The sequence below is a fragment of the Rummeliibacillus suwonensis genome, from assembly GCF_007896435.1.
GTDB classification, from domain to species: Bacteria; Bacillota; Bacilli; order Bacillales_A; family Planococcaceae; genus Rummeliibacillus; species Rummeliibacillus suwonensis.
In genome coordinates, this window is record NZ_VCBL01000001.1 from 45,891 (window position 1) to 60,444 (window position 14,554).

A 14,554-nucleotide genomic window follows, 5' to 3' on the forward strand; every position below is an offset into this window, starting at 1 on the left:
TGAAAGTTAGTAAAATTATCCCCCATACAAGACAAAAGGAATTCTCAATGGTAGAGAATTCCTTTTTGTATTTAAAATAATTTTCGAATCGCTGAACCTGATAGATAAGCCAGAATATCTTCGAGTGTTTCATGATAATATTTACTGTAATTGCCTCTTGTGACGTAACCAAGATGTGGTGTTGCTAGGACATTTGGAAGCGTGCGGAAAGGATGATCCTCACCTAAAGGCTCTATCTCAAATACATCAAGCCCAGCCCCTGCAATCAGCCCCTTTTTCAATGCATGGATAAGGTCGTCCTGATTAACGATCGGACCTCGTGATGTATTGATGAGATATGCGGATGGTTTCATATGCTCTAGTTCCCGCAATGTGATTAGGTTTCTTGTACGATCGCTTAATACAAGGTGAATGGAAACATAATCGCTATTTTGCAAAAGTTCTTCTAAAGAAGCTGCCTTTTGTACCCCTAGAGGCTCCGTTCTTTCAGTTGTTAGATTTTGGCTCCAAGCCATTACTTCCATTCCAAATGCTTGGGCAATGCGTGCCATTTTACTGCCGATTTTTCCGAGACCGATTAATCCGAGGCGTTTACCGCATAAATCTTCACCAACGAAAATTTGCCAAGGACCGTTATTTCGTAAGTTGAGATTTTCTTGCGTAATCTGGCGCGCTAAATTGAGGATTAATCCCCAAGCAAGTTCTGTAGGCGGTGCTGAATCACTGGCTGTCCCACAAACAGTCACATGATGTTCTTTAGCCGCGTCTAGATCGATTGCGGCGTTTCTCATACCTGTCGTAACTAATAGTTTCAGTTTAGGAAGATGTGCGAATAATGATTTTTGAAATGGTGTACGTTCACGCATAATAGCGATAATATCAAAATCTTGAAGAGCTTCTATCAGTTCATCTTCATGATTAAAGTGTTGGTGAAAAGCTGTTACGTCCACTTTTTCCGAAATGGATGACCAATCTGCTAAATCAAGTGCTACTTTTTGATAGTCATCTAAAATGGCACATTTAAGTTTCATATTCTCTTGTACCTCCAAAATAGTTTTCTTATGGTGAATTTTATCAGTTTTATATAATAAACGCATTTATATTTGTCACATTTTGGATAAAAATGTGTTTTCCCCTATTTTTAATGCTTGGTTTTGTTTAAAAGATTTCTGTATGAATTCATTTTTTCATAATGAAACAGATGTGCTGATTGGAGAAAAATAGGTGATGAATTTGGCGTGATTCCAAAAAACAGGTATTTTTAGCTCCATTTATGTCGATCTTCGCTGTGGTTACTCGTTTCCTTCGTGCAGTGCATATTTGGTGAAGACAATCCAATATACCACGGTAAGAGCAAATAAAGTCTCTGAGGGAGCAAATAAAGTCTCCGAGAGAGCGAATAAATCCCCGGAGAGAGCGAATAAAGTCTCCGAGAGAGCAAATAAATCCCCGAAGAGAGCGAATAAACTCCGAGAGAGCGAATAAATCCCCGAAGAGAGCGAATAAAGTCTCCGAGAGAGCGAATAAATCCCAAGAAAGAGAATGACCTGTTGACCAAAGGAGACTTAAGCCGCCCATAGGAAAGCGAGCCATAGCGGAAATCAGCGAATACATCATATCTTGTGGGGGAAATCGGATAATTAACATACCTGATCATAAAATTTTTAATTCAACAAATTTTGGCATCTTCCTACAAGGACATTCATATCATAGTATTTAGGTATGCTCTGGGTGCTATATGTAAATAGTTTGAAATTTTAAAATATAGTTGACAGATAGGAATTGTATAGTTAAAATCGAATAAACACTCAAAACTATTACATGAAATACCATTTATGGAGGGAATCTTATGAGCAAAAAGCGAATCTATCTAAATGCATTTGATATGAACTGTGTCGGTCATCAATCACCTGGGCTTTGGCGTCATCCAAAGGATCGGTCAAGTACGTATAACACAATCGAATATTGGGTAAATCTTGCTCAGCTATTGGAAAAGGGAAAAATTGATGGCTTATTCATAGCAGATGTGATCGGGCTTTATGATGTATATCAAAATAGTCGGGAAGCAACGGTTCGTGAAGGAACGCAGGTACCAGTGAATGATCCTGCGATGCTTATATCTGCGATGGCTTATGCAACGGAGCATCTTGGATTTGGTTTGACGGCATCCACTACATTTGAACACCCCTATACATTTGCACGTCGAATATCGACACTGGACCATCTAACAAAAGGCCGTATAGCCTGGAATATCGTCACATCCTATTTGGAAAGTGGTACAAAGAATATAGAAATCGGCGATAAGTTCGAACATACAAAACGCTATGATATTGCAGATGAATATTTAGAAGTTTGCTATAAACTATGGGAAAATAGCTGGGAAGATGGCGCAGTAGTAAAAGATGCAAAAAAAGGTGTGTTTACAGAACCAGCAAAAGTTCATGACATTGCACACCATGGAAAATACTTTGATGTCCCTGGTATTCATCTATGTGAACCTTCACCACAGCGTACACCAGTACTTTATCAAGCAGGAGGCTCTCCACGTGGTATCCAATTTGCTTCAAAGCACGCAGAACTTACCTTTATCTCAGCACCAGGGAAAGAAGCGACTTCAAAGTATGTCAAAACATTAAGAGAAGAAGCCAAAAAACATGGACGTGATCCTGAATCATTAAAGGTATTAGCGCTTGCGACGGTTATTGTAGCGGAAACTGAGGAAAAAGCACAGGAGAAATATGATGATTTAGCTCAGTATATTAGTTATGAGGGAGCTCTAACATTATTAAGCGGATGGTCAGGTATTGATTTTTCACAATTTGATCCAGATGAAGAACTAAAGTATATTGAAACGAATGCTATTCAGTCGATGCTAGAAAGTTTGACAAAAGCAAGCCCAAATAAAAAATGGACACCGAGAGAGCTTGCTAACTTTGCAGGCATTGGAGGCTTGGGACCTGTATTTGTAGGAACACCTGAGAAAATAGCAGATGAATTTGAGGAATGGATTGATGATACCGATATAGATGGTTTTAATCTTGCATATGCCATTACTCCAGGCACTTTTGAAGATATCGTAGAGTTCGTCATTCCTGAATTGCAAAAACGGGGCATTTTTAAAAAGGAATATGATGAGGGTACATTGCGCGAAAAGCTTTTTGGTGAATCATCTTATTTGCGTCCAGATCATATTGGACATAAATATAAACGCATTCCGGAAAGTATAAAATAATTTTCATTAAATACCAAGTAATTAAATAAAATTAGGAGGTTTTACATGACGGTGAAGACAAAAGCCATTCAATTTGGTACGCCTGAATTTGAAGAGCTGCTTTCAGCTATTCGGGAGGATGCAAATAGAAGAAGAAAACTTCCGGTATTAGAGCATCCGTTTTATGCGATCCAATTGATCAAACAAACAAGATTGGGTGCTTTAAGATTACCAGTCGAACAAGGTGGTGGCGGGGCTACCATACCAGAATTATTTGAAGCCCTGATTGAACTTGCTGCGGCAGATCCAGATGTGGCACATATTTTACGGTCGCATTTCTCACAAGTGGAAACGTATTTAATGGATGTTGAAAGCCCTGAACGAACAGTGTGGCTTGAAAGGATTGCTGAAGGTGTGATTTTAGGCAATGCCTATACAGAAATTTCAAAGAACAATGTTGGAAAATTGGAGTTTAATACGACACTACTTCCAGATGGTAAGGATTATGTACTCAATGGTTCTAAATACTATAGCACAGGTACGTTATATTCAGATTATATTTTTGTAACAGCAGCAGATCAGAATCATAAGGTAGTAGCGGTAATTGTACCAGCAGATCGAGAAGGTGTTGAAATTGTTGATGATTGGGATGGCTTTGGTCAACGTTCAACAGGGAGTGGGACGACACATTTTAGAAATGTTCGTGTTACAGAAGGCGAATTTGAATTAATGGAGGCAAAGACACCATTCAATTCATATGCACAATTATTCTTACAGGCTGTTATTGCAGGAATTACTCAAGAGATCGTGCAAGATGCAAAGAAAATTATTTTATCAAGAAAACGTACTTTTACATTTGCAGTCGCGGATGTACCTCGGGAGGATCCTCAGCTTCAGCAAGTAATCGGTAAGCTTGTAAGTAATGCATATGCTGCAAAAGCAATTGTACTAAAGGCTTCACATGCTCTACAGAGAGCGGTAGATCATGTGCAAAATGGCGAGGTGCAGGTAGAGGATTCTCATCAAGCAGCCTTGGAGGCAGCGGAGGCAAAGATTATCGTGGATGAACTGGCCTTACAATCAGCAAGCTTATTATTTGAAGTGGGCGGCTCGTCTGCAGTCCGTGAAGAGAATCATTATGACCGTCATTGGCGGAATATTCGAACAATCGCGTCACACAACCCGAATGTATATAAAGAGCGTCTGATAGGTGACTATGTATTAAATGATCGAGATTTACCAATCAATGAAGTTTACTTCTAGGAGGAATGGAAAATGGCAATTGCTACTGAAAAAAATATATATGACCGTCAATATTTACAGAAATTGCGTGAGGAGATTACTGCTTTTGTAGATGCTAATGTTAAACCGAATGTGAAGATCAATGACGTAGATGGATTTTTTCCAAGAGAGAGTATAAATGCATTAGGAAAAGCTGGATGGAACTCTATTTTATTTGATGAAAGCTTAAAAGGTTTAGATTTAGGCTATACGGGATTTGTCATCGTAACAGAAGAAATAGCAAAAGCAGATGCATCGACAGGCCTTGTTTATGCTATGCATATTGCTGCATCAGAAAAAATTTATATTTATGGTACAGAGGATCAAAAGAAACGTTGGCTTTTACCCGTACGTGATGAAGGAAAAATTACCACTTTTGCAATTAGCGAAAAGGCGACGGGAGGTCATGTTTGGTACAATTTAAGCCGTGCGATTCAAGATGGCGATGAATACATTTTGAATTTTGAAAAATCCTTTACAACAAGTGGAGGAGAGGCGGATTTCTATGTCGCTCAAACAGGTACAGCCAATACTACAGAGCCAAGTGCACAAAGTTACTTTATCGTTGCTGGGCAGCAAGAAGGGATTATAGCGAAGCCATGGAAAGCACTAGGTGTTAGAGGAAATCAAAGTGGACCATTAGTATTCAAAAATATTCGTGTCCATAAACGTGATTTACTAGATGCTACACCTGAGGATATCTATCAAAATTCGGCAGCAATCATCGGTCTAAATGCAGTATGGTTGGGTGTTGCACAGGCCGCATTGGATGCAGCGATTGATCATGTCAAGAAAACAGAAAATAAAGGTTTTCATAATAGTTTAGCCGATCATCAGATTTTACGTGTAAAGCTTGCAGAAGTGGCCATACGTATTAAGTCTTCACGTGCATGGTTGCTCGATATTGCTCGTCATTTAGATGAGTTAAAAGAAGCCGGTAAGCCATTGACGGAAGCTACACATGAAATCAACGAGCTGAAAGTACAAGTAACAGAATTAGCTGACTTTGCTGCACGAACAGCTATGGATGTTGCAGGAGGCTATGGCTACCATGTTAGTATTTTTGAAAAGTTATATCGTGATGCAAGAGGCGGCATACCAATGGCGCCATCTAACAATATAGCTCTAGATCAAATTGGAAAAGGCCTAGTCGGTTTACCTATTGAATTGTGGGAAAAAGGAAAGTAAAAAATTGATAAGCACTTTTTGCCCGCGGGAAAGCAAGTGAGCTGTAGCGGAAATCAACAGGCTCTCTAATTTTTATGTCAAGAACAGATTTTGGTGTGGAGCCTTATTTTTTAATGAAAAACCTCCTGTATAAAGCCAGGGCAAATTGTAAATTCTGGTTTTAGTAGGTCATGAATACAGGAGGGTGCTTATGTATATGCAGAGTGATCATAAAATCATCTATTGCTACAATTGTAAAACACATACCATCTATCATCATCGAGATACTCATGGTAACAGTTATGTAGAAAGTCATTGTTCTGAGTGTGGGTGGTTTGAATGGCAAAATAAAGCTGTAGAGCGTGAAAAGCAAAAATGGATTGCCTATAATATAGAACAGAGTATAGAAATACCTATACTTAAAAGTAATATTCGATTGAAGGATTCAAAAGCAAAGTTTTAAGACATATTAGAATTGGTCACATAAATTTTTGAGAATTATTATTCTACTGACCAACTCAAATTACATTTAAGGACTCTAGCAAATTGTTAGGGGCCTTTGTTTTTTTGATAAAGTGAGTGGTAAGTCATTTCTATAATGTAATTTACATTTGTGTATAATAAGAAAAGCTATATTTAGTTTCACTCGATTAGCAATATATGATAATTATTGGAAATATTAAAAATGAGATAGAATTAGGAAAGGAGAGTACAATATGGATAGATATGGAGAAGAACTATTTAAAGGATCTGCAAAATATTATTCAAGATATAGACCTTTGTATCCAGCTTCTTTAATAAGATTTCTAATAGGAAGATTTGCTTTAGATGGTACTGGGCGAATGTTAGATTTAGGATGTGGTACAGGACAACTGGCATTAAGATTTTCAGATTGGTTCGAGCAAATTGTAGGGATTGATACGGAGCCTGAAATGATAGATGAAGCAAAACGTTTAAGTGCTGAAATAAGAAGTGAAAATATAGAATGGTATATAGGAGACATAAAAAGCTATAGGATAGAAGATAAAAATCCATTTAGATTTGCTGTCATTGCAAAGGCATTTCATTGGATGGATCGAGCAATGGTATTAGAAATATTATATGATATGGTTTCTTCTGGTGGTGGTATAGCAATCATCGATCATTATTCTCCAAATAAAAAAGTTTTACCATGGCAAAAGAAAGTGGATGAAGTTGTTAAGTATTGGTATGGTGAAGAGAGAAGAGCCGGAAACACTACATATTCGCACCCGACAATTAGTCATCAGAAAATCATTGAGCATTCAAAATTTGATTTGGAAGTCCATCAACTACCTGCTCATGAGAAAATATGGACAATCGATATGATTATTGGCAATATTTATTCCACTTCTTATGGCAAAAAAAGGTTTTTAGGTGATCATGCCTGTCTATTTGAAGAACAGTTAAGAGAAGAATTATTGGCTCTAAATGATGAAGGTATTTTTAAGGAACGAATAGAAACATCCGTTAAATTAGCATTAAAATGATTTTTCATTTAGCATAAAATCGATTGCTCCACTCGCTTTTTTAATAGAGTATTTGGTAAAGTAAAGGGTGGATATATAAATTGATATAGGAGATATGCATATGAAAAAACGCCCACCAAGATTGCACAAAGGGGATACAGTAGGGATCATTGCACCATCAAGTCCTCCTAATATAGAAAGGCTAACACAATCACTCGCTTTTTTAGAACAATTAGGTTTACATTATGTGTTAGGAAATACAGTACAGCTACATAATCATTATCTTGCGGGAACAGACAAGGAACGTGCTGAAGATTTGCAAGAAATGATTGAAGATCCAAATATTAAAGCCATTTTCTGTGCGAGTGCTGGATTTGGGACAGCGAGAATAGCGGATCAAATTGATTATTTATCGATAGAGGAGAATCCAAAGATTTTCTGGGGCTTTTCTGATATTACATTTTTGCATACGGCTATTGGGATGTATGCAGATATCGTTACATTTCATGGACCTACCTTGTCAAGCATTGGACGTGATGATGTAACAGAACGTACAAAGCATATGTTTGAGCAGTTATTTCAACCAGCAGAAATTCACTATGATGAAAGTATTTCACCATTGACGACGATTTGCAGTGGAGTGGCTCGTGGTGAAATAACTGGTGGGAACTTGACTTTGATCGCCAATAGTTTAGGAACGAAATTTGAGATTAATACAGCAGGGAAAATTCTACTTATGGAAGATATCGGATTAGAACCGGCACAAATTGATGCCATACTCAACCAACTAAAACAAGCGCGCAAATTTGAACAAGTAAAGGGAATTGTGATTGGTGATTTTGCAGAGATTCATCCACGAGAATATGAAGATTCTCCTCACTTAGAAGAATTATTTGAATTTTATTTCAAAGATTTGAATTTTCCTGTTGTAAGTGGGTTTAAAATCGGACATTGTGAGCCCAATGTGGGAATTCCATTGGGAGTCGATGTTATTCTAGATGCGGTGAACAAAGATTTAGCAATATTACCTGGTGTAGAATAAAATTTAAAAAAATAGAATCTAAGCAGTCGAAAAGAGGAATCCACTCTTTTGGGCTGTTTTTTTATGGATCAGGTGATCAAAAAAGAAATAAATCCTTTCCATTGGAGCATATGTTTTATTATCAAAAACATTTTACATTTTGGGGCTCTACACCAAAATCTGGTCTTGACATAAAAATTAGAGAGCCTGTTGATTTCCGCTACGGCTCGCTTTCCTGCGGGCACGGCTTGAGCCTCCTTGGGGTAACAGGACGTTGATCACGGAAGGACTTGGCGCATTACAATTCCGTTCCTTAGTTGTTCATGAGGGGTCTCAACTGTTCGCTTTTCCCGCGGGAAATTAAATTTATTTCTTGAATCTACACCGCACGAAGGAAATGCGCATACATTTTCGAGAACTCGAGCAAGCCACCGCGAAGATCTATCTAAGCATCAAGCGCATGTTTTGAAAAAGGCCCCATTTTTTTATTTAAAAAATATTTATTGGAAATTAATTATTTTTATGCTAAAATAAGTTAATGTTAATTTTTGTTACATTGTTATCGTATCAATTAAAAATTCAGAATATTCGTAATGATTAATAAATAATGAAACGGTAATGAGGGAGGAGAGAGGATGAAATATTTTCTTTCAGTAGATATGGAGGGGATCACAGGCTTACCGGATTATACATTTGTTACATCTTCAGAGCACAATTATGAAAATTCGAGAAAAATCATGACACAAGAGGCGAATGCGATTATTGAGTCTGCCTTTCAACACGGTGCCTCTGAAGTGCTAGTAAATGATAGTCATTCTAAGATGAATAATTTACTAGTGGAAGAATTGCATGAAGATGCGACATTGATTTCTGGTGACTTCAAGCCATTTTCGATGGTACATAATGTTGACCCAACTTTTGATGGTGTGTTGTTTGCGGGGTATCATGCAAGAGCTGGAATGCCAGGAGTAATGAGTCATTCGATGACGTTTAGCTTTCGAACGATTTTCATAAACGATGTTGAAATCGGAGAAATTGGCTTTAATGCATATGTAGCAGGTTATCATGGGGTACCTGTTATTTTTTTAGCGGGTGATGACTGCGCATGTAGAGAAATAGAAGCCCTTATCCCAGGCGTTGTTACAGCTTCAGTGAAAGAAACAATCTCTCGTTCCTGTGTTAAAACACTCCATCCGAAAAAGGCAAGGGCATTAGTTGCTGCAAAAGTAGCAGAAGCGATTGCGAAAAAGGATCAGATTCAACCATTAATCCCACCTGATAATCCCATTTTGAAAATTGAATTTACAAACTATGGGCAGGCCGAATGGGCTGCCTTGATGCCGGGGACTAGAATTATAGAAGGAACGACAATCATAGAATTTAAAGCAAAGGATATTCTGGAGGCTTATCGAGCAATGCTCGTTATGGCTGAATTAGCATTCCAAGCACGCTATTGTTAAAGATATCTAAGAGCGAATACAAAGGGGGAACCTGTATGGTCAATTATGTCATCAAGCGCTTTTTTATGATGATTGGAACAGTCCTGATTATCGCGACTTTAACATTCTTTTTAATGCATGCGATTCCTGGATCACCATTAGATAGCGATCGTACAACAAATCCAACTATTCAAGCAAACTTAGAAAAATTTTATAAGTTGGATCAACCATTGTCCTCCCAATATATTAGTTATTTAAAATCGATTGTAACATTTGATTTTGGTCCTTCGATCAAAAAACCAAACGAATCAGTTAATAGCCTAATTGGTAGAGGGTTTCCAATATCATTTGAGCTCGGCATGGTTACCATTTTGGTCGCTGTTATTTCGGGAGTGGTTTTAGGCACGTTAGCAGCATTGAGACATAATGGTGTCATTGATTATTTGGCGATGACTTTTGCGGTGATCGGAATCTCTTTACCAAACTTTATATTGGCAACTTTGCTTATACGTATTTTTGCAGGTGAACTTGGTTGGTTTCCGGCAGCAACGTGGCAAAGTCCAATGCATATGGTACTGCCAACACTTGCATTAGCGACAGGTCCAATGGCGGTGATAGCAAGATTAACACGAGCTAGTATGCTAGAAGTATTAACGCAGGACTATATAAAGATGGCTAAAGCCAAGGGATTGACACCTTGGAAAATCATCGTTCGATATGCATTGCGAAACGCGATGATGCCGGTTGTGACAATTATGGGAACCATGCTAGCGGGTATCTTAACAGGTACTTTTGTAATTGAGAAGATCTTCGCCATTCCGGGGATGGGGAAATACTTCGTTGAGAGCATTAATAATCGTGACTATCCTGTTATTATGGGAACTACCGTATTTTACAGTGCTTTTTTAGTGTTCATGTTATTTCTGGTAGATATCGTATACGGTGTTTTAGATCCGCGTATCAAATTGCATCAAAAAGAAGGTGATCCATCATGACGGATTTTCGTGAAATTGAAGTAAAAGATGAATGGTTTCAACCAAGAGCAAAAAGTACGGGAAAGGCGGAGGTTGTTGTACGACCGTCCCTTTCTTATTGGGCAGATGCATGGAGACGTTTAAAGCAAAACAAATTAGCCATGTTTGGGTTATATTTTTTAATTTTCTTAGGGCTAGCTGCTATTTTGATCCCGATGTTTTCATCTCATTCAGTAACAGCCACAGATTTACCAAATCAAAACAAAGCGCCATCTATGCAACATTGGTTTGGCACAGATGAAATGGGAAGAGATGTATTTACAAGAACATGGTATGGAGCGCGTATTTCCTTATTTGTTGGGCTAATGGCGGCTTTAATCGATGTCACGATTGGAATTATTTATGGCGGCATTAGCGGCTATAAAGGCGGAAAAGTAGATTTAGTGATGATGCGTATTATTGAGATTTTATATGGTTTACCACATTTGTTGGTTGTTATTCTCCTTTTAGTTGTGATGGAGCCAAGCTTAACGACAATCATCATTGCTTTAACCATAACTGGTTGGGTTGGTATGGCACGGATCGTACGAGGTCAAGTATTACAAATCAAAAATTATGAGTTTGTGACGGCGTCAAAATCATTTGGAGCTGGTACTTTAAGAATTATCCGGAAGAATTTATTACCGAATACGATGGGACCGATCATCGTTCAAATGACTTTAACAGTACCAAGTGCTATTTTTGCAGAAGCCTTTCTTAGCTTTTTAGGGTTAGGGATTCAAGCACCATTTGCTAGTTGGGGTGTGATGGCAAATGATGCATTGCCTGTTATTTTATCGGGGTATTGGTGGAGATTGTTCTTTCCAGCATTATTTATAGCTATGACGATGTTCGCATTCAATGTTTTAGGTGATGGTCTGCAAGATGCACTTGATCCAAAACTTAGGGGGTAGGAATATGACCATACAAATACAGCAGAATGATGAACAGCATCAAAATCTCTCCATAGTAATTGGGAAGAAGATTTTAGAAGTACAGGATTTGCATGTAACTTTCCAAACTTATGGAGGTGAAGTTCATGCTGTTCGAGGGGTAACATTTGATTTACACGAAGGAGAGACATTAGCAATTGTTGGGGAGTCAGGATGTGGCAAGAGTGTTACGTCAAATGCCATTATGGGGTTAATCTCACAGCCTCCGGGTAAAATTTCAAATGGTCGGATTTTTTTCAAAGGAAAAGATTTAACCAAACTAGATAAAAAGGCTGCACGAAAAATTCAAGGGGTAGACATTTCGATGATATTCCAAGATCCTATGACAGCACTAAACCCTACTTTAACTATTGGAGAGCAATTGACAGACGGTCTTAGAACACATAGATCAATCAGTAAAGCGGAAGCTGATAAAAAAGCCATTGAGATGTTGAATCTTGTTGGTATTTCAAATCCGAGAGAACGGCTAAAACAGTATCCTCATCAATTTTCCGGTGGGATGAGGCAACGAATTGTGATTGCTATTGCCCTTATTTGTGATCCAATACTATTAATTGCGGATGAACCAACAACTGCTTTAGATGTAACGATTCAAGCGCAGATATTGGAATTGTTTGAAGAGATTCAAATAAAGACGGGCGTTTCTATTATTTTAATCACGCATGATTTGGGCGTCGTTGCAAAAATTGCAGATCGTATCGCTGTGATGTACGCAGGTAAGATAATTGAAATTGGTACGAAACGCGAAATTTTCTATACACCAACACATCCTTATACAAAAGGGTTGTTGAATTCTGTTCCACGGCTGGATCTAGCGGAGGAAGAATTAGAACCGATCGAGGGTACTCCTCCAGATTTATTTGCACCACCAAAGGGATGTGCATTTGCAGCAAGATGTCCTTATGTGATGGAGGTATGTGACTATGTGCAACCAGGGACAACCTATTTAACGACTAGTCATTATACAGACTGCTGGCTGCAAGATGAAAGAGCAAAGGGATTATTCAATGATTAGGTGATGGGCATAGAATGTTTCACATAAATATAAAATAAAGCTTTACTCAGTGTAGGTTTTCTTATCCTAGGTATTCGTTGAAACAATCGGATTTTTACGGGCAGTTGATGTTCCCACATATCATCTGCCTGTTGGTTGATTTGGGTCTCAAAAAGTGGGGAGTTTACTGCTCATCAGTGTGGAATAAAAAGGAGAGAGCCGCAGTGAATAAGCCCAGGCGCATGTTGCTTACTGCTCATTCATGCAAGATAAAAAGGGGAAAGAGGGGAAAATGTATGAAGAAAAAATGGCTTTCACTAGTATTTCTTTCATTGCTGATGCTTTTACTAGCGGCCTGTACAGCAAATAAGGATGCAGGGAAAGAAAATACAACAAGTGATGATACAAAAAAGGGAGAAAAAGTATTGTATTTAAATAATGCGGTCGAACCAAACTCATTCGATCCATCTGTTGCATTTGATGCGGTATCATGGGCACCCCTCAATAATTTGATGGAGGGTCTTGTACGATTAAATGACAAGAATGTGCCAGAACCAGCGACAGCTGAGAAGATTGATGTATCGGAAGATGGTTTAACGTACACCTTTACACTACGTGATAATGCAAAATGGTCAAATGGAGATAAAGTAACGGCAGGCGATTTTGTATATGGATGGAGACATATGCTAGATCCTAAAACAGCTTCCCCAGCAGCATTTTTAGCTTATGTGATCGATGGGGCGGAAAACTATAACACTGGGAAAGGAAAACCGGAGGATATTGCTATTAAGGCAAAGGATGATCGAACCTTTATTGTCACATTAAATGCTCCAACTGAAGCATTCTTGAACATTATTTCAAATCCTAGCTTTTTCCCGATAAATGAAAAAGTAGCGGTTGAAAATCCCAAATGGTTTGCAGAAGCGGATTCATTTGTTGGAAATGGACCTTTTAACTTAAAAACATGGCAGCATGATTCAAAAATGGTATTTGAAAAGAACGATCAGTATTGGGATAAGGATACAGTAAAACTTGATAAAATAGAATGGGCCATGGTCAATGATACAAATACAGAATATCAAATGTATCAAAATGATGAATTGGACATTGCTACTGTTCCATCAGAACTTGCCCAAGATTTAAAAGATAACCCAGAACTAAAAAATGAAGATCAAGCGGGTATTGCATTTTATCGATTCAATGTAGATAAAAAGCCATTTACAAATGAGAAAATTCGTAAAGCATTTGCGTTAGCTGTAGATCAACAAAATATTGTCGATTATGTCACAAAACAAGGTCAAAAAGCTGCACATGGTTTTGTAAGTTACGGATTAACCAATGCCAAAGGTGAGGACTTCCGTGAAGTGGCAGGAGATCTAATCATATTCAATAAAAGCGAAGCGAAAAAGTTGCTTGTGGAAGGGTTGAAAGAAGAAGGTTGGACCAAGCTTCCAGCAGTAACATTAACTTATTCTACAAGCCCTGATAATCAAAAAATAGCTGTCGCACTTCAAAGTCAGTTCAAAGAAAATCTGGGCGTCAATATTAAACTAAAAAACGTCGAATCTGGTGTATTTATGACAGAACAGAAAGAATTGAAGCATCAGTTATCTCGTTCTTCTTTCTTATTTGACTATGCAGATCCTGTCAATGCAATCGAAAGCTTCGTAACAGATTCCTCTATGAATAGAACCAATTGGTCAAACAAAGAGTTCGATCAGTTAATAGCTGATTCTAAAAAAGAGACAGATAATGATAAACGTTGGAAATTGCTTCAAGATGCAGAGAAAATTTTAATTGATGAGGCGCCAGTTATTCCATTGTACTTCTACAATCAACTTACTTTAGAAAAACCATCTGTATCAGGCATCGTTCGCCATCCAGTGGGTTACTTGGAACTTAAATGGGCAGATAAAAAGTGATTTTATCAGGTGTGCTGACTAGAAAAAACAGGATAATTATGAGGCGAAATAATGAAAAATCGCAGA

Annotated in this window: 12 protein-coding genes; 11 read left to right on the top strand and 1 reads right to left on the bottom strand. The window is 38.0% G+C overall.

The genetic code is table 11. The features are described from left to right. Positions 1-71 precede the first annotated feature (71 nt). Positions 72-1,031, bottom strand: coding sequence for a D-2-hydroxyacid dehydrogenase family protein (locus FEU33_RS00285; RefSeq protein ID WP_146547471.1), 960 nt, complete (start codon positions 1,029-1,031; stop codon positions 72-74). An 818-nt stretch (positions 1,032-1,849) separates the two neighbouring features. Between FEU33_RS00285 and FEU33_RS00290 the strand changes: the two genes are divergently transcribed. The 11 genes from FEU33_RS00290 to FEU33_RS00340 all read left to right on the top strand — a co-directional run bounded on the left by FEU33_RS00290 (position 1,850) and on the right by FEU33_RS00340 (position 14,488). Continuing rightward, the gene (locus FEU33_RS00290) at positions 1,850-3,232 is read left to right on the top strand and encodes an LLM class flavin-dependent oxidoreductase (RefSeq protein ID WP_146547472.1); all 1,383 of its coding nucleotides are present in this window, start codon (positions 1,850-1,852) and stop codon (positions 3,230-3,232) included. Between the two features lie 45 nt (positions 3,233-3,277). Next, the gene (locus tag FEU33_RS00295; RefSeq protein ID WP_146547473.1) at positions 3,278-4,474 is read left to right on the top strand and encodes an acyl-CoA dehydrogenase family protein; all 1,197 of its coding nucleotides are present in this window, start codon (positions 3,278-3,280) and stop codon (positions 4,472-4,474) included. 12 nt (positions 4,475-4,486) lie between these two features. Then, on the top strand, positions 4,487-5,680 hold the full coding sequence (locus FEU33_RS00300) for an acyl-CoA dehydrogenase family protein (protein WP_146547474.1): 1,194 nt from the start codon (positions 4,487-4,489) through the stop codon (positions 5,678-5,680). Between the two features lie 190 nt (positions 5,681-5,870). Beyond that, positions 5,871-6,122, top strand: coding sequence for a hypothetical protein (locus tag FEU33_RS00305; protein ID WP_244950944.1), 252 nt, complete (start codon positions 5,871-5,873; stop codon positions 6,120-6,122). Positions 6,123-6,375: 253 nt separating this feature from the next. Further along, a complete protein-coding gene (locus FEU33_RS00310) occupies positions 6,376-7,167 on the top strand; it encodes a class I SAM-dependent methyltransferase (protein ID WP_146547475.1) in 792 nt (263 codons plus the stop codon). A gap of 100 nt (positions 7,168-7,267) precedes the next feature. Continuing rightward, positions 7,268-8,188 carry a S66 peptidase family protein gene (locus tag FEU33_RS00315; RefSeq protein WP_146547476.1) on the top strand — a complete coding sequence of 307 codons (921 nt, stop codon included), beginning with the start codon at positions 7,268-7,270 and terminating at the stop codon, positions 8,186-8,188. Between the two features lie 614 nt (positions 8,189-8,802). Further along, positions 8,803-9,627 (top strand): M55 family metallopeptidase, encoded by an 825-nt coding sequence (locus FEU33_RS00320; RefSeq protein WP_146547477.1) that lies wholly within the window; start codon positions 8,803-8,805, stop codon positions 9,625-9,627. Positions 9,628-9,662: 35 nt separating this feature from the next. After that, entirely contained in the window at positions 9,663-10,601 is a 939-nt protein-coding gene (locus FEU33_RS00325) for an ABC transporter permease (RefSeq protein ID WP_146547478.1), read from the top strand. Continuing rightward, positions 10,598-11,533 (top strand): ABC transporter permease, encoded by a 936-nt coding sequence (locus tag FEU33_RS00330; protein ID WP_146547479.1) that lies wholly within the window; start codon positions 10,598-10,600, stop codon positions 11,531-11,533. The genes FEU33_RS00325 and FEU33_RS00330 overlap by 4 nt, the downstream gene beginning before the upstream one ends. A gap of 4 nt (positions 11,534-11,537) precedes the next feature. Next, a complete protein-coding gene (locus FEU33_RS00335; protein WP_146547480.1) occupies positions 11,538-12,587 on the top strand; it encodes an ABC transporter ATP-binding protein in 1,050 nt (349 codons plus the stop codon). Positions 12,588-12,862: 275 nt separating this feature from the next. After that, complete coding sequence (locus FEU33_RS00340; RefSeq protein ID WP_146547481.1) at positions 12,863-14,488, top strand: peptide ABC transporter substrate-binding protein; 1,626 nt, start codon at positions 12,863-12,865, stop codon at positions 14,486-14,488. The last annotated feature ends 66 nt before the right edge of the window (positions 14,489-14,554 follow it).

Excerpts from the sequence above, each read along its gene's own strand:
- FEU33_RS00305 (WP_244950944.1), top strand. The coding sequence starts at position 5,871 with ATGTATATGCAGAGTGATCATAAAATCATCTATTGCTACAATTGTAAA.
- FEU33_RS00295 (WP_146547473.1), top strand. The coding sequence starts at position 3,278 with ATGACGGTGAAGACAAAAGCCATTCAATTTGGTACGCCTGAATTTGAA.
- FEU33_RS00315 (WP_146547476.1), top strand. The coding sequence starts at position 7,268 with ATGAAAAAACGCCCACCAAGATTGCACAAAGGGGATACAGTAGGGATC.
- FEU33_RS00290 (WP_146547472.1), top strand. The coding sequence starts at position 1,850 with ATGAGCAAAAAGCGAATCTATCTAAATGCATTTGATATGAACTGTGTC.
- FEU33_RS00335 (WP_146547480.1), top strand. The coding sequence starts at position 11,538 with ATGACCATACAAATACAGCAGAATGATGAACAGCATCAAAATCTCTCC.
- FEU33_RS00285 (WP_146547471.1), bottom strand. The coding sequence starts at position 1,031 with ATGAAACTTAAATGTGCCATTTTAGATGACTATCAAAAAGTAGCACTT.
- FEU33_RS00340 (WP_146547481.1), top strand. The coding sequence starts at position 12,863 with ATGAAGAAAAAATGGCTTTCACTAGTATTTCTTTCATTGCTGATGCTT.
- FEU33_RS00325 (WP_146547478.1), top strand. The coding sequence starts at position 9,663 with ATGGTCAATTATGTCATCAAGCGCTTTTTTATGATGATTGGAACAGTC.
- FEU33_RS00320 (WP_146547477.1), top strand. The coding sequence starts at position 8,803 with ATGAAATATTTTCTTTCAGTAGATATGGAGGGGATCACAGGCTTACCG.
- FEU33_RS00310 (WP_146547475.1), top strand. The coding sequence starts at position 6,376 with ATGGATAGATATGGAGAAGAACTATTTAAAGGATCTGCAAAATATTAT.
- FEU33_RS00300 (WP_146547474.1), top strand. The coding sequence starts at position 4,487 with ATGGCAATTGCTACTGAAAAAAATATATATGACCGTCAATATTTACAG.
- FEU33_RS00330 (WP_146547479.1), top strand. The coding sequence starts at position 10,598 with ATGACGGATTTTCGTGAAATTGAAGTAAAAGATGAATGGTTTCAACCA.